19 protein-coding genes and 1 pseudogene are annotated in these 21,512 nt (G+C 36.7%); 8 read left to right on the plus strand and 12 right to left on the minus strand.

The window, feature by feature from the left end; translation table 11 throughout:
* Positions 1-2 precede the first annotated feature (2 nt).
* On the plus strand, positions 3-746 hold the full coding sequence (locus E1140_RS15025) for a LytR/AlgR family response regulator transcription factor (protein WP_155185551.1): 744 nt from the start codon (positions 3-5) through the stop codon (positions 744-746).
* Between the two features lie 10 nt (positions 747-756).
* Complete coding sequence (locus E1140_RS15030; protein ID WP_155185554.1) at positions 757-1,194, plus strand: GNAT family N-acetyltransferase; 438 nt, start codon at positions 757-759, stop codon at positions 1,192-1,194.
* Between the two features lie 18 nt (positions 1,195-1,212).
* Here E1140_RS15030 and E1140_RS15035 read toward each other — a convergent pair whose 3' ends face one another.
* Complete coding sequence (locus tag E1140_RS15035) at positions 1,213-2,916, minus strand: hypothetical protein (RefSeq protein WP_155185557.1); 1,704 nt, start codon at positions 2,914-2,916, stop codon at positions 1,213-1,215.
* 277 nt (positions 2,917-3,193) lie between these two features.
* On the opposite strand from E1140_RS15035, the gene E1140_RS15040 reads away from it, so the two are divergent.
* The 6 genes and pseudogenes from E1140_RS15040 to E1140_RS22105 all read left to right on the plus strand — a co-directional run.
* On the plus strand, positions 3,194-4,060 hold the full coding sequence (locus tag E1140_RS15040; RefSeq protein ID WP_155185570.1) for a DUF5694 domain-containing protein: 867 nt from the start codon (positions 3,194-3,196) through the stop codon (positions 4,058-4,060).
* Positions 4,061-4,067: 7 nt separating this feature from the next.
* Positions 4,068-5,216, plus strand: coding sequence for an alpha/beta hydrolase-fold protein (locus E1140_RS15045; protein ID WP_155185573.1), 1,149 nt, complete (start codon positions 4,068-4,070; stop codon positions 5,214-5,216).
* Complete coding sequence (locus E1140_RS15050; protein ID WP_155185576.1) at positions 5,209-6,033, plus strand: MBL fold metallo-hydrolase; 825 nt, start codon at positions 5,209-5,211, stop codon at positions 6,031-6,033. Before E1140_RS15045 ends, E1140_RS15050 begins: the two co-directional genes overlap by 8 nt.
* Before the next feature lie 52 nt (positions 6,034-6,085).
* Positions 6,086-7,096: a hypothetical protein gene (locus E1140_RS15055; protein WP_155185580.1), complete on the plus strand. Its 1,011-nt coding sequence runs from the start codon at positions 6,086-6,088 to the stop codon at positions 7,094-7,096.
* A gap of 40 nt (positions 7,097-7,136) precedes the next feature.
* Positions 7,137-7,370, plus strand: a complete 234-nt coding sequence (locus E1140_RS15060) for a hypothetical protein (protein ID WP_155185583.1) — start codon at positions 7,137-7,139, stop codon at positions 7,368-7,370.
* 60 nt (positions 7,371-7,430) lie between these two features.
* Positions 7,431-7,568: pseudogene (locus E1140_RS22105) on the plus strand (hypothetical protein); the annotation flags it as partial.
* Between the two features lie 142 nt (positions 7,569-7,710).
* Here E1140_RS22105 and E1140_RS15070 read toward each other — a convergent pair.
* The 11 genes from E1140_RS15070 to E1140_RS15120 form a co-directional block, all read right to left on the minus strand.
* On the minus strand, positions 7,711-8,184 hold the full coding sequence (locus tag E1140_RS15070) for a nuclear transport factor 2 family protein (protein WP_185153618.1): 474 nt from the start codon (positions 8,182-8,184) through the stop codon (positions 7,711-7,713).
* Positions 8,185-8,956: 772 nt separating this feature from the next.
* The gene (locus tag E1140_RS15075) at positions 8,957-9,469 is read right to left on the minus strand and encodes a hypothetical protein (RefSeq protein ID WP_155185588.1); all 513 of its coding nucleotides are present in this window, start codon (positions 9,467-9,469) and stop codon (positions 8,957-8,959) included.
* Positions 9,470-9,477: 8 nt separating this feature from the next.
* Positions 9,478-10,917 carry a SusD/RagB family nutrient-binding outer membrane lipoprotein gene (locus E1140_RS15080; RefSeq protein ID WP_155185591.1) on the minus strand — a complete coding sequence of 480 codons (1,440 nt, stop codon included), beginning with the start codon at positions 10,915-10,917 and terminating at the stop codon, positions 9,478-9,480.
* An 11-nt stretch (positions 10,918-10,928) separates the two neighbouring features.
* A complete protein-coding gene (locus tag E1140_RS15085) occupies positions 10,929-14,054 on the minus strand; it encodes a SusC/RagA family TonB-linked outer membrane protein (protein WP_155185594.1) in 3,126 nt (1,041 codons plus the stop codon).
* Between the two features lie 232 nt (positions 14,055-14,286).
* Entirely contained in the window at positions 14,287-14,988 is a 702-nt protein-coding gene (locus E1140_RS15090) for a trypsin-like peptidase domain-containing protein (RefSeq protein WP_155185597.1), read from the minus strand.
* A gap of 21 nt (positions 14,989-15,009) precedes the next feature.
* A complete protein-coding gene (locus tag E1140_RS15095; RefSeq protein WP_155185600.1) occupies positions 15,010-17,217 on the minus strand; it encodes a DUF5916 domain-containing protein in 2,208 nt (735 codons plus the stop codon).
* Between the two features lie 58 nt (positions 17,218-17,275).
* Positions 17,276-18,271, minus strand: a complete 996-nt coding sequence (locus E1140_RS15100; RefSeq protein ID WP_155185603.1) for a TolB family protein — start codon at positions 18,269-18,271, stop codon at positions 17,276-17,278.
* Positions 18,272-18,352: 81 nt separating this feature from the next.
* Positions 18,353-19,165: a helix-turn-helix domain-containing protein gene (locus E1140_RS15105; protein ID WP_155185606.1), complete on the minus strand. Its 813-nt coding sequence runs from the start codon at positions 19,163-19,165 to the stop codon at positions 18,353-18,355.
* Positions 19,166-19,218: 53 nt separating this feature from the next.
* Positions 19,219-19,863 (minus strand): response regulator, encoded by a 645-nt coding sequence (locus tag E1140_RS15110; RefSeq protein ID WP_155185609.1) that lies wholly within the window; start codon positions 19,861-19,863, stop codon positions 19,219-19,221.
* A gap of 5 nt (positions 19,864-19,868) precedes the next feature.
* Positions 19,869-20,480 carry a sensor histidine kinase gene (locus E1140_RS15115; RefSeq protein ID WP_185153619.1) on the minus strand — a complete coding sequence of 204 codons (612 nt, stop codon included), beginning with the start codon at positions 20,478-20,480 and terminating at the stop codon, positions 19,869-19,871.
* Between the two features lie 225 nt (positions 20,481-20,705).
* Positions 20,706-21,143, minus strand: coding sequence for a hypothetical protein (locus E1140_RS15120; protein WP_155185615.1), 438 nt, complete (start codon positions 21,141-21,143; stop codon positions 20,706-20,708).
* Positions 21,144-21,512: the final 369 nt, after the last annotated feature.

Here is a 21,512-nt window from a genome sequence, read left to right on the forward strand (position 1 = left end):
CTATGAAGATTGCAATAATAGAAGATGAACCTCTGGCTGCCAACAACCTTAAAAAGCTTGTAAAAAGTTATGACAGCACCTTCAAAATTCTGCCTATTGCTGATACCGTGGATCAGGCAGTTGCACTTCTGAGTGAGATTGAACCTGATCTTATCTTCCTGGACATCGAACTTGCCGATGGATCGAGTTTTGAAATATTTAAGCAAATAAAGATCTCAGCCCCTATCATATTTACTACAGCTTATGATCACTACTCTATAAAGGCCTTTGAGGTGAACAGCATTGCCTATTTGCTAAAACCAATTAATGCTGAAAAATTAGAAGATGCCTTTTCCAATTTAGAGCGAATGAAAAAGGCCTTCGATCCGAAAAAATTTAATATCGCCTTGTCTGAGTTAAACCAGACATCCTACAAGAGCAATTTTTTAGTTAAAAGAGGCAACAAGCTCTTACCTATTGAGGTTGACCAAATTGCCTATTTTGTGGCGTCAGACAAGTGGGTATATCTAGTTACTCATGACAATGAGAAGTTTATTGTCAACTATAACCTGAGTGAACTTTCAGAGCTTATAAATCCACAGAACTTCTTCAGAGTAAACAGGCAATACCTGGTTTCCAAAAAATCCATCAACTGGCTAGAGCCCTATTTTAAAGGCCAGGTATGTGTATCGCTAAAGCCCGAAACAGAAGTACAGGTAGTGAGTAGAAAAGTGACGCCTGAGCTGAAGGAGTGGTTAACTAATTAAAAACCAAAAGATGATCCGTAAATACACATCTTCAGACTGGAATCGAATCAGAACGTTATTTGAACTTAACACTCCCAAATATTTTGCTCCAGAAGAAATTAAAGACTTAAATGATTATCTGGAAACCTATGCTGACACCTTCTTTGTAATTGAGCTGCATAATGAAATTTTAGGTGCTGGTGGTTACCATATTATTGGTAACAAACTAGGAAGATTATCATGGTATTTTTTTAACCCAAAGAGTAAAGGTAAAGGATACGGTACTAAAATAGTACAGCACTGCATAGATGAGATGGTCTCAAAAAATAATTTAGAAAGTATAGAGGTGTGGACCTCTCAATATGCCGAAAAGTTCTTCGGAAAGTTTGATTTAAAAACTGTAAAAATTGAGAATAACTTCTGGGCCGAAGGTATTCATCTCTATCTTATGCGGATGACCTTAAACTAAGGTAATAGTTAACAACTTCTAATTTGAAATTTTCATTTCAAGTATGACATGAGGTTTCAATTCTGACAATGGCTTTAATTTCCCTTCTTCGAAGGCGCTTCTCATTTGAGCATTAGCAATATAGATGTACTTGTTGTCATATATTTCACCAGTAGAGGCCTGATCAAAATACTCATTATTCGATTCTAATGTAGTTCTTTTTACAACGCTGGAACCATCAGGGGATAATGAATACATTTCAATACCGTTGGTCAATGATGTTTGATGGCAAATTAAATTGCCCTCATAATAACTCATTCCATCAATTCCCTGAAGAGTAATACTGTCTGCGTGCATAACATCACTCAAAAAATTACCAGTGTTAGTGTTTAACCTCATAATACCGTTGGAATGCGACACAAATAAAATACTGTCATTTTCAGAAAGAGCCAGTCCATTGTAGAAGCTGTTAAAAGTATTTTCTTTATGGAATAGCTCAATTTCATCAGCTTCACGTGATATCTTGTAAACAGCAGGCTGCAAAGACTCAGTAATAAAAACATCACCCGTTTTTGAAACTGTAATATCATTAAAAGCAATAGGCTCCTTAGTTTTCAAATCATAAACCTTTATTAGCGCACCATCACTTAGACTGTATCTATATATTTTAGATTGTATTTTGTTTTCATGATTACCTTCCAACATAGGCAAGTACTTGTTGATAGCTGCTGATATAACCCAAAGCTCATCCGCAGCTTCATAAACTTCCATTCCTAAGGTTGAATAAAGACCATCTCGTTGAGTGGCTACAAAATCCTCAACTATGCCTTCCGGGCTAATTTTGATGATTTTTCTTTTATAAGTACTGCTTAGGTAAACGTTGCCAGTCTTTCCATCTACAGCAATGCCTTCAGGAATAATTGCTTTTTCCGATAGTTCAGTAAATATTTTTGAATTTGAAATCGATGTAGAACTCTGCTTAAGATGCTTAAGAATAAGCTCATAGTACTTAGACTCTTTCAATTGAGATATGATTTCATCGCTAACTGACACTCCCGATTTTACCATATTCAGACATACTCTACTGGCCTTTTCAAGATCACCATTTTCAATCAAGGCTTGTGTGTATGCCATTTTAATAGCGTTATCAACCCTATTTAAATAAAAAGCTTTCTCTAACATTGACAGTGCCTCTCTATGCTGTCCAGAATCTAAAAGCAGTTGCCCTTTATCATAATAATATGAGGGATCTGCACTTTCGTATTCTTCTCTGGTTGAAGCCATCTGATATATTTTCCAATCTCCATTCACTTTTTTGTAAGAACTTGTCCATGCAAACTGTGTTGCTCCAATTGCAGAAGTGGAATCTTTGGGATTAAATCGTGCTGTAGTTATTTTCTTAACAGAAACAGTGGCCAAAGTACCATCATCAGAAATACGAATTACAGGTTCTTCAACATCATCCCACTTGTAATAGTTAACCATACTGAAGTATTGGTCAAACCTTTCTTTCACCTCCTCATTTGTATTCATTTTTATGGTGCCATTTTGAACTGACCATAGGGTATCGTACAGTTCAGCAACAAGCATAGCTGCGTCATTAGTCATATGAGCCTGTCGTTGCCTTTGATTAGACCCAAGTAACTGTTCTTTGTCTGGTGAATAATCAAGCTGATTATTTTCAGTACAACTACTCCAAACCGCAGCTAAACCGATAAGAATAATTAACAGTTTGTGTGACATAATTATTGCTGTTACAGTTTAATCCTTATTATGATAACAAATTCCGATTGGGTTCTCAAACAGCATACGTTAAGACAGCTAAGAAAGGTAAGTATTTCATGATTTTCTATTAGACCATAACCAAGTGACACCTATTGATACTAAAGCAGCAAACATTTTAAATGAAATGTAGTAACCAGCCTTATGTATCACTTCCCGTTTAAAATGTGACTCTTCACTCCGGTGACATATGATTGAAGAGGCCTTTCCAAGACCTTTAAACAAAAGTTGAAAAAGAATGAAGCAACGCATACCCTTCCTTTTGGTTCTGGTTTTATTGAATTGCACCGATTTTCCAGAACCAATTGAATTCAATTCGATAGAAAACAACCATGAATTTCAAATTAAAACTTACAGTTCCATTCCTAAAGTAAAAGTGATGGTTGTTGGCACCTATCATTTCGATCAGGAGGAAGAGAGGAATGAATTATCAGAAGAAAATCAGAAACAGATTGATAACCTAGTCAATGCCCTTGCTGAATTTAAGCCCTCAAAAGTAATCATTGAAAAACGGCCAGAATTCAAGAAAAAGTATAGTCTAATGTATAGTAAATACCAAGCCGGACAGCTCTCGATAGATACTCTTGCTAACGAGATCTTTCAACTGGGTTTTAAAACAGCCATGAAGATGAATCATGACTCTATCTATTTCTTTGACAATCAACCGGATTTCATAGGCTCTTTAGAGGGTTTTACTTTCGAAGGTTTAGAGCAGTACGCGGATAGTGCTGATGTTGGTTTTTATGACATTTATAAAGACCTCATCATTGAGAATTTTGAGCACAACGAGAAACTACTTAAAAGCCAGACACTTTATGATGAGATAAAGCTCAGAAATGCACCTCAAATGCAAACCTTTAATATTGAAAGAATGCATGCTTTTGAAATAAGAGTAGGAATTGACAACAACTGGATTGGTGCTGACTGGCTCGGACGGTGGTATCAGCGAAATATCCGAATGATGGCTCACTTACTAAAAATTTATAAACCTGATGACAGGTTATTGATTATAGTAGGTGACAATCATAAATGGGTACTTGAGCAATTAATGAATAATACGCCCGACTTTGAGGTAGTATCAAGCTTTGAATACCTTAATAAATAAAAGTGCCATGAAGAAAATAATACCAATTATACTATTGTTTTGCTACAACTCAACCAATGCCCAAAATGGAGTTGAATATGTAACTGAGGAAGTTAAATTACAATCAAAAACTCTTGATGAAGAAAGAGTTTTAACTATTTATAGGCCTGCAAACCTTGATTCAAACTCCCCCATTACAACCATCTATCTACTCGATGGTGAATGGAATTTCAACTACACAAAAGGCCTAATCGATTTGCTGATCCGCTGGGAGCGTATTCCTAATGTGGCATTAGTTTCCATTAAAAATGTAAATAGAACAAGAGACTTCACACCAAGTGAGGATGAAGCAAGATTTCCGGGTAGTGGTGGCGCTGAGCAATTTCTGAGCTTTATGCAATCCGAATTAATACCACATATTGAGGAAACCCATTTCAAAAGCTCAAACAGGCTAATTATAGGTCACAGCTTTGGTGGACTGTTTGCCCTCTTTGTGCTCTTTGAAGAGGCCGATCTATTTAACGGTTACGTTGCTATTAGCCCAAGCACCTGGTGGAAGGATAAATTTCTTTTCAACCCCGAATACCAGAACGCTCAAATAAAGAATCATCCTATGGTTTACATATCTACAGGTGAATTTGACCGTGGAAATGTCGCTTCTAATTTGGAGTATTATGAATGGTTAAAATCTAACAATTTAGATGACCAAATGACACTTATTTATGATTCAAACAGGGGAGAAAGCCATTTTTCAAATGTAAGTATCAGCATTCACAAAGGTCTTAGCCACTACTTTCCGGGGCCTGAACTAAAGACCATGATAGCAGATACTTATGCGGATGAAGGGCTAGCGTCACTAAAGCCGTGGTACACCGAGCTAGAAAAAAGTATGAACGGTCGCTTAATTCCTCCTACTGAAAGTATACTTGAAATTGCTGCCGAACTTTATAGAAATAAAAAGAATAAAGACGCCTTAAGTTTGCTTCAGTGGTTTGAGAATATCGTACCTGATAATGGTAACGTTCATTATTATATTGGAGCAATAGCGTCAGATGAAGGACAAAAAGATCTGGCAATGACTCATTATAATAAAGCGCTATTGCTTAATATGCCTGAACGAATGAAAATTATAATCCGAAAAAATATTGAAAAACTCAAAACTGATAGTAATGATTAAAACTGTATTTGTTTCATTGATTCTAATCTGTTGCACCTTTACTGTCAGTCCTGGACAAGTCAGTTTTGACCGATTGTCTGATAACGTTTTTCACATTAATGCAGATGATGATAAAACTTCTGTAAAGTCTTTATTAATCGTTAAAAATAACAACGGAGTGCTTGTTGACGCTATGTATGGCGAATATGGGAAATCAATCAAGTCCTATTTGGATAAGAATGACATAGTTCTTGAATATATCATCAACACACATTACCATGGGGACCATACACAAGGCAATTCAAACTTTGACAATACTACTATTATAGCCCATCAAAATACCTTGAGCAATATTGAAAATAAAGCTCAATATGGCCCCGAAGAACCTTTTGATAAGGAATACTGGCCAAATCTATTGATTACAGATTCTCTGCTGCTTTCATTTGAAGGAATTGAAATCAATATATTCCATCTCGGTAAAGGGCACACTAATGGCGATGCTATTGTACATATTCCAGAATTCAATTTAGTTGATTTAGGAGATATAATTCTCGCTCCTGAGGCGCTTCCTTACGCATCAGATCCAAAAAACTTGATAAGTGTACTAGATGCGATTTCAGAAAAAATAAATGAACAAACAATAATAGTCACAGGACATGGAGCCTTAGCAAACAAAAGCGATCTTCATGCTCTTGTTAAAATTATGAAAGATACTATTGATTATGTGCAAGGTGGTAAAGACATTACCAGTTTTCCTGCGGAATGGAATTCTTGGAATAGTCAGTTTATAGATATGCCGACTTGGCTAGGGATGCTTACCAAGTACTATAAAAAGTAAATTTTAGTTGGTTGATGAGGACAGCGACATGAATGGTGTAAAAATATAGCCTATGAAACTAAAACTGACATTTCTATTCTTACTCTTTTGTTACTTTAACTCATTAGGTCAAATTTTGACCAATTCTTCTGTTGATTCAACCGTGTATTACTCCTTTCATATCGATTATTGGGTAAACCTCCACCATTTTCTCTACCAAAAAGCTAAAGGAAGTCAAATTGCAAAGCTTCAAGAAGATGGTTTAGAGTTCCAGGACATAGGTGAATCTGATATTTATGCTTCACTCAGTAAACACCAAAGACAGCAGCTCGATAATTCAATTAAGTTTTATGCCCAAAACCTTATCCAAAAAGACCTTCTTAGAGATTTAGGGGAAATCCGAGTTTGGCTACAGAATCATAAAAACAGTCACAAAATAAAGGACACCTTGATATCGAGGGAGTATACAGACATATTGAATAATGCTTCAGAAGTTTATAAAAACACTTTTTGGCCTGTTCATAAGTCTCACAATTTAAAAGTCCTTCAAAAACACATTGATTTAATAAAAGATATTGAATCTCCAGTAATACCAAAAATAGAGAAGCTCTCATTAAACAAGTGGCCGGCTAATAGCAAGGTAAGGATTGATTTAACGGTTTATGGCAATTATGCTGGAGCTTACACACCGTCACGCCCAAGAATGAACATTTTTATCTCTACAATAGACCCTAGGGCACTAACCTTAAGTTTTGTAGAAACAATATTTCATGAAGGTTCGCACTTATTATTTAATTATGGTGGGCCCTGGAGGGGTGGAATAACCGAGATCTTCGAACAAAATAAACTTGCAATAGATTATCCAATACATCTTTGGCATGCAAGCTTGTTTTACTTATGTGGAAAAATTTGCAAGGAGGAGTTTTCCAAAAAAGGCTTTGATGATTATATAATATTGATGTTTGACAGGAACATTTTTTCAGAATATAGAAAGGATAAACATCTTTTGACGCTAAATAGATATTATGCTGACAAAATAACTTTCGCTGAAGCAATTACCGAAATGTTAAATTATTTAAAATGATGGCTCCTCATTAGAATCAATCTAACAAAACGAAGCTAATATGAGCCCGAGTATTAAAACTGCCCTTTTTAAAACCACACGATGTGCATGGGTTTTAGTGTCACTTGCAATATTATTTGGCAGCTGTGAAGAGCTGGATAACCCCTCTGCTAATACAATCAAATTAGTTGAGTTACTTACCCTAAATGATCTTGACACAGATGACTTTATTGTGGATTTTCAATTCGACACGAATGGGATTCTGTGGGTTGCATCCTTCTATGGTGATCTATAGCGAATAGCCAACAATGGCACAGTTATATTCAACGAACTCAACTTTCCACTTTAAAGCGATAGAATCAATGATTTATTTATTGATTCCAAGAACAGAGTTTGGATTGCCACTAACAATGGTTTTGCTAAATATACAGATAGTGTAGATGCAGGTTTCTACGACAATTACAAAAGCCTTATTATAGACACTTTAATCTAACGAAAACCTCTTAAAAGCCTAAAATGATAACCATTATGGCTCATTCAGTTGACATTTATTAAAGTACTGCTATATTCTACAATCGATGCATGGCGACCGGCCTATTCAATGGGTTGAGTTAACTAAAACTAAAGACAACGAATCAATTATTCTCATCAAAGTCCTTCAGTGCCTCCTCAAAACGAGGAGAATATTTTAGCGACTGGAGAGACCAGGGGGTCAAATCCATTTGCTCAGCTATCTTGCCGTTCTCAATCTTAAACCAGGAGGTAATCAATCTACGCTCACCTGTGGCCAGGTCGATACTTGCCCCTTTAATAGCAAATACATTTTCATCAATATCAAAAGCTTTGTAATCAATCTCGAAGTCCCAGCCTGTTTTAGGATCAAATACTGGTGCAAACCAACCTCGCAATGTATCCAAACTAATATTTTCATTGACCGCTCCCCATACTGGGTCTGAATAAAGGACAGGGTCTTTATAAAGTGCCGCGAATGAATCAATATTCCTTTCATTCTTGATCACATTAATGAAGGTATCTGCAAATTTCTCTAGGTCTTCTGTTTCCCTTTTCCCAGAACACCCTATTAATATTATTATAAGGAGCCAAGCCATAGAATTTATACTTTTTCTTATAATTTCATGTTTATTTTTATTCATTGTGATAACATTAAATCTGTATTACAAATAGATAAATTGAGCATTTGGCCAAGTACGTTAAAATTCATAATCGAGTTTTAGTTACTACTAATCATTTTATACGGATTCGCTGAATCAGCAGAAGATAAACGACATTTAACTCAATGCAAGCATACTAACTAGAATCAACAAGGCGATTCCTAGTTGAATAATTATGGTTTAATAGCCAATACTAGGATAACCGCCATTGTGAATCCTGATAAAAGCAAGCATATTAGTACCCATCAAATTTATTTACAAACCTCTTTCCACTTATTGTTTTAAATAAAATAAGCAAGGCAGCTATAAAACCTCACTTTCGTTTAGTATTTAGCATCACTGCAACTTATCTTTTTAAAAAATCTAATTTCAAGATTAAGATTGATATCATTCATAATGAAGATTTAATAGTTATTTACAAAAAACCCATATCTATACTCCATTGATTCTTGATGACTAAATATTACTACGATAAGGTTAATTTTTCAATTACTGGCTCAGTCGGCTTTTTAGCAGATGCCTGAAGGCAATTTTTATAAAAAAAGGCATATTATTTTAATGAACTTTCGGGGTGTAATTGATTTTAATATATCTTAAAAAATTATAGGGCATCATAACTCCACAGTCAGCAATAGTCTAATGAGTTTATGGAAGTAAAATGCACTAGAGCAAAAGCTCTAATGCATTTTAACAGTCATGAATAAAGAGTTTAGTCTATATCACTAATAATTACAGTGGCATTTCTAAGGATATCAAGTCCCCCTCTCCCTACTGCAAATGTCTCTCCACTCTCATTTACAGCATTAGTTAGTGTAATGGTAAGGGTCTTCTCGCCATCAGCAACATTATCTGTCAAAAGTGTAATATCAATATCTCCGTGTATCAAGGTATTTACATCACCATCATTTATTGGTAGCAACACTTGGCCACCCGAAGCACTAGCTCCATCTATAGAGTAGTCCACACCAAAAACAGCAGTACCTGATAGTGTGTAACTAACGGTTATATCAGAAAGTGATCCAGTTGGATTCTCGACCTCAAATGAAGCAGAACCATCATCCTCGGAAACTGACACATCGCTAAGATTAACGGAAGTTCCAGGAGCATTAAAGGCCACATATCCAGGCAAATCCTGAAGAACAAAGCCTTGATCTTCTAAGTCATAGTCCTCACAAGACATGAGTACACCTAGTGAGAGTATTATTGTATATATCTTTTTCATAATCTTTCTTATTGTTTTTCAAACCACATTGGCGTATCAGTTGCCTCATTCGCTGGCGTATTCGGATTAGAGCTCACCTCATCCGGTGGGTATGTAAACCTCTTCAAATATGTTGTAATAGATGAAGCCGGTGGTGTCGGTAGCTCTGGATAAGCGTTTCTTCTTACCGTATTCCAAGCCAGTACTGGTCTCAAAAGTGCTTCCAAGTACTGCTGCTCATAGATAGAGTTTTCTGTGACAGCACCTAAACTGTTAATATAGCTATCTATCTCAGTGGTGCTAAGTCTTAAGCAAGGTCCGTCAACAACATTTCCATCTGCACATGGAATATCTTGACCATAAAAGCTAAGCACTTGAGACATCCCCTGATCGAACATAGCCTGAGCGTCTTCTGTAGTTACTCCTTTTAAAGCTAGCTCAGCTCTATAAAAGCTAATCTCAGCAGGTGTGAACCATACATCTGGAAAATCTGGTCTAATGATATTATTAGAATATACTGCAGTGTTTGGGTCCGGAAATGTTCCAGGCTCATTACCTCCTCCATTATTAGGATCATAGAATAACAGTGAAGCTCTTGGGTCATTGTTACCTGTTACCAAATCATACATTACTTCAGATGGACCATGAACCTGTTGTGATTGATTATCCGGACCGAAAAAAGATGTGACAATATTATGATACGCATTTTGTGCACCTGCCTGTCCTGAATATATTAGCATAGCTGTTTCATCATTTGAATCAATGACAGGCTGTGATAATGCTGCTACCAACTCAGAGTCTACCGAAGTATCTCTGTTACGGATCATCATCAACACACGTATCTTGAGAGAGTTAGCAAACTTCCTCCACATCGTCATATCTCCACCATAAATCATATCACCCGTAGCAACATTGAAAACACCCTCTGTTGGAATATTATCTATCAACATCATGGCATCATCCAATTTCGCGACTACGCCTCTCAAAATGGTCTCTTGGTTATCGAAAATAGGTGCTGGATAATTTTGCCCATCCAAAGCCTGTGTGTATGGGCCGTTTTCCCAAATACTAGTTATATCATAGAATACCATTGCTGATAATATCTCAGCTATTGCCGCTACATTATTACTAGTAGCTCCTGCAGCGCGTGCATCCTCCTCTACTTGTTTTAGGTTACCAAGTGCCAAAGCATACATCATTGACCAGGCATTTCCAGTTAAAAATACAGATACATTTCCGTTCAATGGTGAATTAAAATTAGCTGACATTTGCTGAGAAACATCAGTAATTCTTGTTCCCAATTCTGAAACTGATCGTGCCGAATATTGAACAATAACATAGGGCAATACAACATTAGGATCTGCCGATGTAGCCGCCAATGGGTCTTTGTTGATATCTAAGGTGTCATCACATGAAAATGAAACTATGATCAACACCAGACTTAATAAGTATATTTTTATATTTTTCATTTTATTGATTTTTAGAATGAAAGTCTAACATTGAATCCTACACTACGCGTTGATGGTACCGAAGCTCTTTCAACACCAAATCCGTCAACGCCTGAACCAAACAAATTAGCTTCTGGATCTATATGCGGAACTTTTGAATAGAGCAAAGCCAGATTTCTACCTTCAACACCTACTTGTACTCCATTAATGAAAGAATTAGTAAACAAGCCACTAGGCAATGTATATGAAATACCTATCTCTCTTAATTTCACAAATGATGCATCAAAAATGTAGGGTTCTGCAACTGTACCATCATTCATGGCCGTCCAGAAATCCTGTGCATCTCTCAATGGCACATCGTTATCTCTCACCGTTCCGTCTCCATTAGCAATCACACCTTCAAGGTCTATAAATGTGCCTTCTCTATTCCGTACTGTTTCTGCCGTTAGGCCGCCTGTCTGTAGGTTTTCTACTGTAGATGACTTCATGATACCGCCTGATCTCCAATCAAGAGTGAAGGAAAGTGAAAGCCCTTTGTAAGTAAAGTTGTTCACAAAGCCCATTGTAAAGTCAGGTAACACTGAACCGAATGATCTTCCCTCCCCTGCTATTCTTCTTCCTGTACCTTCATCAATCAATGGTCTGTTCGTTAAGGAGTCTCTTAGATAAGGAACTCCAAAAAGTTGAAATTCTTTACCGGGTTCTGCCACTACCTGAACACTTGAAAAACCACTGGCTAATTGTAATCTCTCAATGCCATCAGACAATTCCACCACTTTGGTTTCAGAGTGCGAGAAGTTTACTAATGAGTTCCAGCTAAAATTACTTGTCTGTAGCACTGTAGCACTTAAAGATATTTCTATACCTTCAGTATCTACCCGACCTACATTGGCTGTTCTTAAGATGGATCCTGTACTCTCAGGAATGGGAATATTAATGATTTGATTAACATTCTTAGTCTTAAAGTAAGATACGTCTAATCCTACGCGCCCATCAAAGAAAGATAGCTCTGTTCCAAACTCATAACTTGTTTGTTCCTCAGGCAATAAATTGGCATTAGGAATAACATTGGTCTTTCTGAAAGCCAAATTGCCATTGAATGGAAAATTCAAATTCAGACTATATTGTGCTGTCGCTGTTGTAACTGGAAAGTATCTGAAGTCCAATTGATATGGATCAGTATCATTACCCACTTTAGCAAAACTTGCTCTCAGTTTACCAAATGAGAATACATTATTGGCAATATTTAATGCTTCAGAGAATACAAAAGCAGAACTTACTGAAGGGTAGAAATAAGAGTTGTTATTTAATGGTAATGTAGATGACCAGTCATTTCTACCTGTTACCGTTAATGTCAACCAACGCTTATAGGAAAGCTCCGCCTGACCATAAAGGCCCATTAAGATGCGCTCTGTATAATCACGGTTAGGTACGGACTGATTTACATTTCCTGGATCAAATAGTTCAGGTACTAGCAGCTGGTTGCCGAACAATCCTTCTCTTTCAAAGATTCTTCTATTGTATTGAAATCCACTCAATACGCTCAATGATAGATCTTCACTAATATCAATGGAATAATTAGCTAGTAAATCGGTATTCAATTGTGTCCGCTTGAACTTATCTACGGTATAATCGCCTTGCAGTCTTTGAACAGTCCCTACCCTGTTAGAAAAGAAACGGTTGTCATTGTCATAATCATAACCAATTCTGGAGATAATATTCAGCTTAGGAATAGGTGTATAGGTTAATTCAAAATTACCTAAGAAACGATCATCTTCTCTGTCATTCTTATTCTCATTACGAAGCCAGTAAGGATTATTTGTTGATGGCGTCAATTGATTGATCTGATTACCACTTGCATCTATCCATTGCTTATATAGGTTCGGATCCAAGTTGCTGCTAAATGAGTTACCTAGACTTACAATATTAGGGTCGTTGCTTCCTGTAGCAGCTGTACCACCAGAAACTGTTCTGATATACTGTACTCCAAACCTTGATTTAAACTTCTCTGAGTGTTTAACTCCAGCATTCAATCCTAACGTCACGCGATCGAGGGTTGCATTAGGTACAATACCATCCTGATTTAAAGAGGATACACTTAATCTGTAATCCATTCTTTCATCAGCATCGGCAATAGATAAATTATTAATTAGGCTTACCCCTGTTTCAAAAAAGTCTCTAATCCCATTATCTTCAACCGCTCTTAGTGGGCCAGTTTCTCCTGTCACTGGTAGATAATTTACCGTCTGACCCACAATCCTTGGGCCCCAGTCATTAGCAACAGTAGAAGAATCATAATTAAACTGGCTACCCATCGCATATTGTTGTTGATAGTCTGGAATTCTAAACAAATCATCTATTCTTACAGAGGAATTTATTGTCACTCTTGGCTTACCCGAATTTGCTTTACCTTTTTTAGTAGTAACTATGATAGCTCCTGCAGCAGCTCTTGAACCGTATAATGCAGAAGCAGCAGCTCCCTTCAGAACATTTATTGTCTCTACATCATCAGGGTTGATAACTGATGCTCCATTGGAGAAGTCTCTGTTTCCTGTAATTCGAGAGCCTGAAGCTGTTTGCTCATCATTAATAGGCACACCATCTACAATCCATAGTGGGTTGTTGTTTCCACTTAAGGATGTAGCCCCTCTAATCAGAATTTTGGATGATCCCCCTAAGTTTCCTCCCGTATTTTGGATAGTAACTCCTGTGATTTTTCCCTGCAAAGAATTTACAATGTTGGATTCTCGAGCGGTAGTAAGTTCCTCAGAATTTATCTGTGAAATACCATAACCCACTGTTCTTGCTTCCTTTTCAAGGCCCAATGCAGTTACAACAACTTCTGAAAGCTGTTTAACATCAGCACTCATTTGCACATCAATTACAGACCTTGATCCAATTTCTACCTCTTGAGTAGCTAAGCCTATAAATGAAAAAATCAGTATCCCTCCTTGCTGAGGTAAACTGATAGTATAGTTACCGTCAAAATCAGTAACTGTTCCCGTTGTTGTTCCTTTAACTACAACGTTAACACCAGGAAGTGACTCACCATCATCAACTGAGGTGACCTTGCCTGTAACGGTACGTTCTTGTGCCCACGATTCACTAAAAGCAAATGCGAACAGCAACATGAAACTAAGCTGTAAAAACTTCTTCATATAGTATTTTTTAAGTTAAAAAATTTACTTACCCCGTCATTCATTGACGAGCTTCGGCAAATATTTCAAATATTGAAATGAAATGAATCGTTAGAAATTGGGGAGCAAAATAACCCTTTAAACGTCTTTAGAGGTGTTTTAAAAGATTACTATTGAAATGATTTATAGACTGTCCCCCAATACGGGGATGCGTATAGATTTATAAGATAGCTAGAAACCTAAACTTTAATGCTTACGACTTCTTCTTAATAACTTCCAAAAAATAGCTAACAGAGGCTGGCTCGAATATCATTTTATTCTCCTTCTGGTTGAAATAGCCCATAGAAACCAGGCCAACCAGTTTTCCTTCTTTATCCACCACAGGGCCTCCACTACATCCATTATAAGTACCTTTTGGCACATCCAATGAAAGGTTATTAACAGAGGTAAGACCAATGAATTTTCCCTTTATCCTAACAGGTGCCTCACTTTTGTAAGGGTATCCAAGGAAGAACACTTCTTCATTTTGACTCAAAGGTTCCTTTCTTACCTCATATATAGCCACTCCATCAGGCACCTCTGCTGCTACCTCAAAAATCAACCAGTCGCCAACAGGTGGCATTGCCAAAGGCTCATTTGGATCTACATTGATCAGTTTACCTGCCTTGATACTTAGGCTTTTATTTCGCTTCGACATAAAAGACCAGAGCTCAAGCTCATCACCAAAGCTGATGGTTTTCATACTGTCTGTTTTGGCAAAAAACAAAACATGTTTTGCTGTACAGGCATATACTTTACCCTCATGGCTTAGTAAAAATCCGCTACCAGCATGTGCGTTATTAAACTTTGAATCTTTGAACTGGGCATTGCTGATTAATACAGAGTCGATTTGAGCACTTGAATAACTAAAGGCAAACAAAAGCAGCCCCATTAAAATTGGTCTTAACATTTTCATAGTCTTACTTAATTAAAAGAATTAGAAACCTAATCGATAGGTGAGTTTTAGAATAATAGATCGGTTTATAAGTGAAAAAGAATCTGTGTCTTTGTTTTCATTGTAGATCAGGAAAATATCTGATAATGGTGCATAGCGCCACTGCAACTTAGAGAATACACTAAAATTGGTGCTTTGGGTGTTGTACTGTATGGTGTTATTAAAAAACAGCTTATTGGTCAAACTAAATAAGCCTTTGACTTTAAACAGGTGAAGGTCAACTTCTCCAAAATTCTCGGGAAGCCTTATTGAGTTGTAATCATATGACAAGCTAAAATTAGCCCGATAACCTATTCTGATGTTGCTAGACGCCCCGATTGTAGTAATGTTGCCGTTAAAAAAATCACCATAAGTAGCTGACGCATTATAAGTAAATTTCTTGCGCTCATCAGAGGTATAACTTATAGAGGTGCTCGAAAAGTTGTATTTGTCTTTTGGTAAATTATCAAATTCATCACCCAAAAAGTTGGTTTCAAACTGCAACTCCACCTGACGGTTGTGAGCAGAAACAGTAATTGAAGAAGTATTTAGAAATCTTAAATCATACGCTATATTATTCTGACGCTCGTAAAATGCTTCTTCTCCATCAAAATAGAAATTGTGCCAGGTACGGATCGTATGAGATATAATTTTACTATCGGTATTCTTCGTGTAATGAGTAAATCTCACCCATGGATTGAATAGGGTGTACCCTTGTCTTACCGTTTCATCATTTTCAGCATCATAATTAAATATGCGAGGGGTAAAACCCAAGTCCGCTTCGTAATCTTTATCTAAAACATCCAGCGTCCAACCGGACCCAAATGTTCGGGTAATATAATTACCCTGAACACCTAAATATGAGCCATTTCTGTTTTCATCTGTAGCAGACTGGTGGAACTTTATGTTATTATTGAAATTTCCATTTTTTGAGATATAGGTAAATTCTGCTCCAAAATTTCTCGAATAATCATTGATATTCTCATTGCCTACTTCTTGCCTGTTTACAAACAACCCCTTTATCTGTGACCTGTTCAATACTTTATAGTTGAAGGCACCCACGGTGTGGTTCTGTGCATCAACGGCTGTATCGCTTTTAGTCCGGATATTCATAACCCCTAATCGTAAATTGTCAGTTACATTGCCCGTAATTCTAGCTCCATAATGTATCGGTGTGATGAGACCTACACGTCTTGAGAAAAATGGATTTACATCATAACTACCGAAATTTGAAAAGATGTCGGCATTCTCCATAAAAAACTCCCTCCTTTCAGGAAGTGATATGTCAAAGCGGGTGATGTTTGTTATTTCCTCATCTACATCAGCATTTGAAAAATCTGGGTTGTAAGCAATATCGGCATTTAATGATTTTGTGATACTGATTTTGGCATCAACACCTGCATCAGCATTATATTCGGTGGAAGCTGATTCTTCTTCGGTATTTTTAAGTGCAGACAATGTAGTATATGGCTTCAGGAATAAAATCTTGCTCCGCACTTTTGGCACCTCTTTCCACTTTAATGTGCCCATATAGTTCACATCAATACCATTAAAATTTATCGGGAATGGCGTCCAGGTGTAGTAGTAGTTTTCAACCTTATCTCCCCTTATGAAATTAATGCCCCATTCAAGATTATCTACGTTAAACCTTAGGCTGCTAAAAGGTAATGCTATCTCCACCAACCAGTGGTCTTTATACTGCTTAGTGGCAGAAAACCATCGTTCATCCCAGGTCTCAGAATAAGTAGTTCTGGATGGTTCTACCTCAAGACGCCCATCCAACTCAGCACCACCTGCATTCACACCAAACATAACACCACTTTGCTTTTTATTAATAGGATCAATAGCTATGGTTATCGCGTCACTACCCCATTGCGAATTATCAGAGTCTCTTTGCAATGATTGAATAACCCTCCTGCCTTCGTCATAATTTTTTGCTATGATATAGAGGTTGATGTCATCATAAGTCATCCGTATTTCTGATCGATTCTTTGAAAGCCCTACATCACTGGGGTTATGATTATACATGGTGTCTATTAGCTGGTAGTTATTCCACTCTCCAACGCTTTCAATGCCATCAATCTTCACAGGGTTTGTGGCCCTTTCAATTTGATATTTAAACTTAGCGCGTGTGTCAATATCCTGCGCTTCTAAAGCACCTGCTCCTGCAAATGCAGAAACAAACATATAAAACAACCTATATTTTCTCATGAGTTAATTTGAGTTCTAAAACCTTATGTTGCTATTGATTAGGAGTCTCTCCAATGTATTACCTGTAATCATCAGGATTGAAACTCATGTAGTAGGTATTGAGATTACCGTTTTTATGTGAACTTAGAATTGATATAAAATCCTCATAGGACGTCATTGCTCGAGCCTTAACCCCTTCTTCTTGCCTACCCGATGTAAAGAATAAATATCTCCCATCAGGACTGACACATGGGCTTCCATCAATTTGGGAGCTATTCACATTGCTTCCCAAATTTTTAGGATCTGTCCATTGATTATTACCTTTATTAAAGCTGATATATAAATCACTATTGCCAAACCCGTCCCCAGCATCGACCCTTACAAATATGATATAGCTCTGATCCGGGGCAATGTAGGCATCAGCCTCCCTTTCCTTAGAATTGATATTATCAGGAAGCCTCACAGGGTCCTGATAAGCACCGTTCACTTTACGACTGAAATAAACGTCTGAATTACCTGAAATATCTGAGTTGAAATAGATGGTCTCATCATCGGTCATAACAGGGTAAAACTCATTTCCAGCAGAATTGATTAACGCCTTTAAAGGGTAAGTTTTGCTCCACATAGCACCCTCCTTCTCAGCTATCCAGATATCAAAATGAAATCCCTCAGCTTTGCCTTCATAGTTTTTAAATGTTGTATAAAGCATGGTATTACCATCTCTGGAAATCTGAACATCGGCTACCGGAATGTCAGATGAGACAAAGGGCACAAACTCGGGTGAGCTAAAGGCTCCTCTTTCAAATTGTTGATAAGCTATTCCTGTAACTCCCAGTTTTTGAGAGGTAGCTGTATAATAAATGGTGAGTCCATCTGGACTAAAACTCGTGTTGAATTTATCAATAGATGTGGAAACTACACCGGGATAAAAAATTGTTGGTGTTTCAATTTTATGATTAGTTATAAAAGGATGATCCTTAACAACCCCTCCGTCACGTTTCAACTGAGCATTCGAACATAAATAATTTCCGAAAAACAGCATAAAAAGTACTGCCATTCTAAATACCTTTCTCATCTATTTATTTTTCATTTGACCTAAGTGCAAATAAGTTGAGTTGGACCAGAATGAAATAGTAAAAAATAGACACCTAAATTTTTAAGCGAATGTTGGCGATTGAATGCCCTTGCTAGCACTAAAAAAGCCTGTTGGTGTAAGGCCAGTAAAGCATTTGACTTCCTTCACAAAGTGCATCTGATCATAATAATAATTATCATAGGCTAGTGCTGTAAGTGTGTTTTTGTACCTGTGGGCTTTTAGGGTATTGACTACCCTCACCAGTCTCGAGTATTTCTTGGGGCTCAAACCTAATTTAGACTTAAACTTTCTTTCAACGGTCTTAGTCGAAAGTCCCGTTTTTAATGCCAAATAGGATAATGATATATTTCCATGGGATCTGTTGATAAGATCAACCATGTATTCAAAAGAATGATCTCTTTTATGATGATTTAGAGCCAATAATTCCTTAAAAAAGGACTGAACAATGTGCACTTTATGATCCACTGACCCACTCTCTAAAACCTTATCTTCCAAATCCTTAATACGATTAGAAAAGATGAGATTAGTCTCTATTGAATTATCAATGGTATCCGCAGGAGTAATCTCAGAAAATAAATAAAGTGCACTGGGTTTAATGCGCACGCCTAATGAAGAACTTCGCTCAACTTTCACCTTTTGAGGCTTCGTTTTCAATCCTGACAGGTGGCACCTTAGACTAACACTTTCATTTCTCTCAAAACCAAGTCTTTCAATGCTTGACTCGGAAAAAATGAGTTCTACCGAAAGATCAGGAAAAATTGACTGTGTGGCACCAACATTCTCTGGTTGATCAAAATAATTTTCAAACCAAACACAATCTATTACCTTAGATAGCTCTCCACCTAATTTATATTCATTGTAGTTCCAATTCATATTTTAATTGTTCCCTTCGCACACTGCAAACTCTATTCCGTATTGATCATTTTCTAAGACGCTATGTAGTTCATATTCCGGGCTTTGATAAGCGCATCAGATTTACTATTGACCTCAAGCTTCCAGTAAATATGCTGTATATGAGTTTTAACGGTATCATAGGTAACTTCTAGCTCGCTGGCTATGTCGTAATATGTCTTGCCTTGAGCGAGGTGTTCCAGAACTTCTGCCTCCCTTAGGGTAAGAGGTGAGTTTGGGTTTCTTTGAAACGATTTTAACACTATTTTGGCCACTCTATCACTTAAAACTGTTGTTCCCTTCAAAGCATTATCTATGGCGTTTAACAAAGTGTTGTAATCAGTACCCTTACCCATAAAACCTGAAGCACCCGCCCCAATGGCCTTTAGAACCCTATCATCGCTCTCATGCGCTGAAATAACTAAGATTTTTTGGTCTGGATTTATTTTCTTTATAACCTTTATTGCCTCTTCTCCCTCCACACCGGGAAGTTCTAAATCCATTATAATCAAATCTATATCGAGTCTTCTATATCTTTTTCTAAACTTTTCAAAGTCAAGAAAACTGCCAACGATATTGTACTTTTTTATGCCTTTGAGAAGAAGGCAATAGGCATCATTGAGTTCTTCATCATCATCAATGATTGCGATTTTGTGAAATTTAAGCTGTTGCGTATCCATTTTTGTTAAATGAGTAGTTTGAGTTTTGTACCTTTTGTTGTTGAGTCTATTTTTACAGTTGCGTTGATTTTTTTTGCCCGATTCATTATGCCACTTAAGCCCATTCCTGAGGGCTTCTTTCCTACAGAGAATCCTTTGCCATTATCTATTAGCTCCAAAATGACTGCATAACCTACACGAGCCTTAAATGTTACATTTTGGCATTGGCTATGTTTTAGAGCATTAGTCATAGCCTCCTTAAGAATCAGGCTAATCTGGCGGCTATTGCCTTGCGCAAGTTTCACTGACCGGCTCACCTCAATATCAGCGCTAAAATTAATAGGAGTGTCCTTAAACAACTCTTCTCCAAATTGTTTAAGGTGATTAATTACCGAGTCAAGATTGGCCGCATCATTCTGTTTTGATCTTATGATGTCATAAGCACTTTGATATAGTTGTTGAGAATTGCTACAGATTCTATTAATTAAACTTCTGGTCTGGTCATCAAGTTGATAATTATTATATTCTAAGGCATTGGAAAAAACAATAATCTTGGCCAGCCGATTTCCGATTTCGTCATGCAAATCTTGAGCAAACTCCTCTCTTATCTTGATTCTTTCTAAAGCTAAACTTTCCAAATGCCTTTTGTTACTTTGACTTCGTACATAATTGAACAATACCAAGAAAAAACCTATCGAAAATACTATAGAGGCAGTTGTTGTGATAGTGAAATTATCATGACCTAGTAATCCTAAATTTGAAATTATTATGGTCACAAAAGGAGTTCCCATAAAGAAATATGACCTTAATCTCCAAAAATTTAAAACAAACGGATTCTTCCTCACTTTCTCCATTTTATGATATTACACGTAGTGATAATCATTATAATGCCCTTTTCTTCTGATGTAATGAACCAGTGAAGATTCATATTCAATCAAGCCTTTCAGTTCAGAAACATTGAAGAAAAACTGACTATCAATATTATTTGCAATAAAGGTTGTGTCGTCAATGCAGTCAACAGAGTAGGTATGAGATATAATTTTCTTGCTGCGTTCATTGAACAAACCAATTCTAAAAAAATTTATCTCCAGACCCTTAAGCATAATAACATAACCCTGTCGGATACTTTGTGGTAAAGGCGGCAGTGAATCAATCAAAAATTCTGCTTGTCTTATTAATAAACCATTCTCTGTATTGGAGCCGCACAACGCACTTCTGTAAATCTTTAATTCTAGTCTATCCCCGTTCATTATCCCGAGGTACTCGGCTTCTCCTACTTGAATATCCAGCATAGATCTCATGTCTTTAATTTGTATTTAAATTGAAATACTATTATTGTAATATTACTTTGTAGATCATCTTTGGTTTTTTCATTTACATAAATGGAGTATTATCTAGCTAAAAGGTAAGAGATGAACTGCAAAACAATAAAAAGGGCGACAATTACCCATTTGTCGCCCTTATTAAAACCTAAAAATAACTCCTAAATAAACTCAAACTTAATACGAGATATTAATTGTAATATTACTTATTAGTACCAGAAATAGTTAAAACAATTATTTAGGTGGCTGATTATGCCTGTAAACTGAAAAAACTGTTCTGATTAAAGGACGTTTAATATGACATTTTATGGAGAGTTATCAATATTCAAAAATACAGCTATTACATTC

The organism is Fulvivirga lutimaris (assembly GCF_009711525.1).
Lineage (GTDB): Bacteria > Bacteroidota > Bacteroidia > Cytophagales > Cyclobacteriaceae > Fulvivirga > Fulvivirga lutimaris.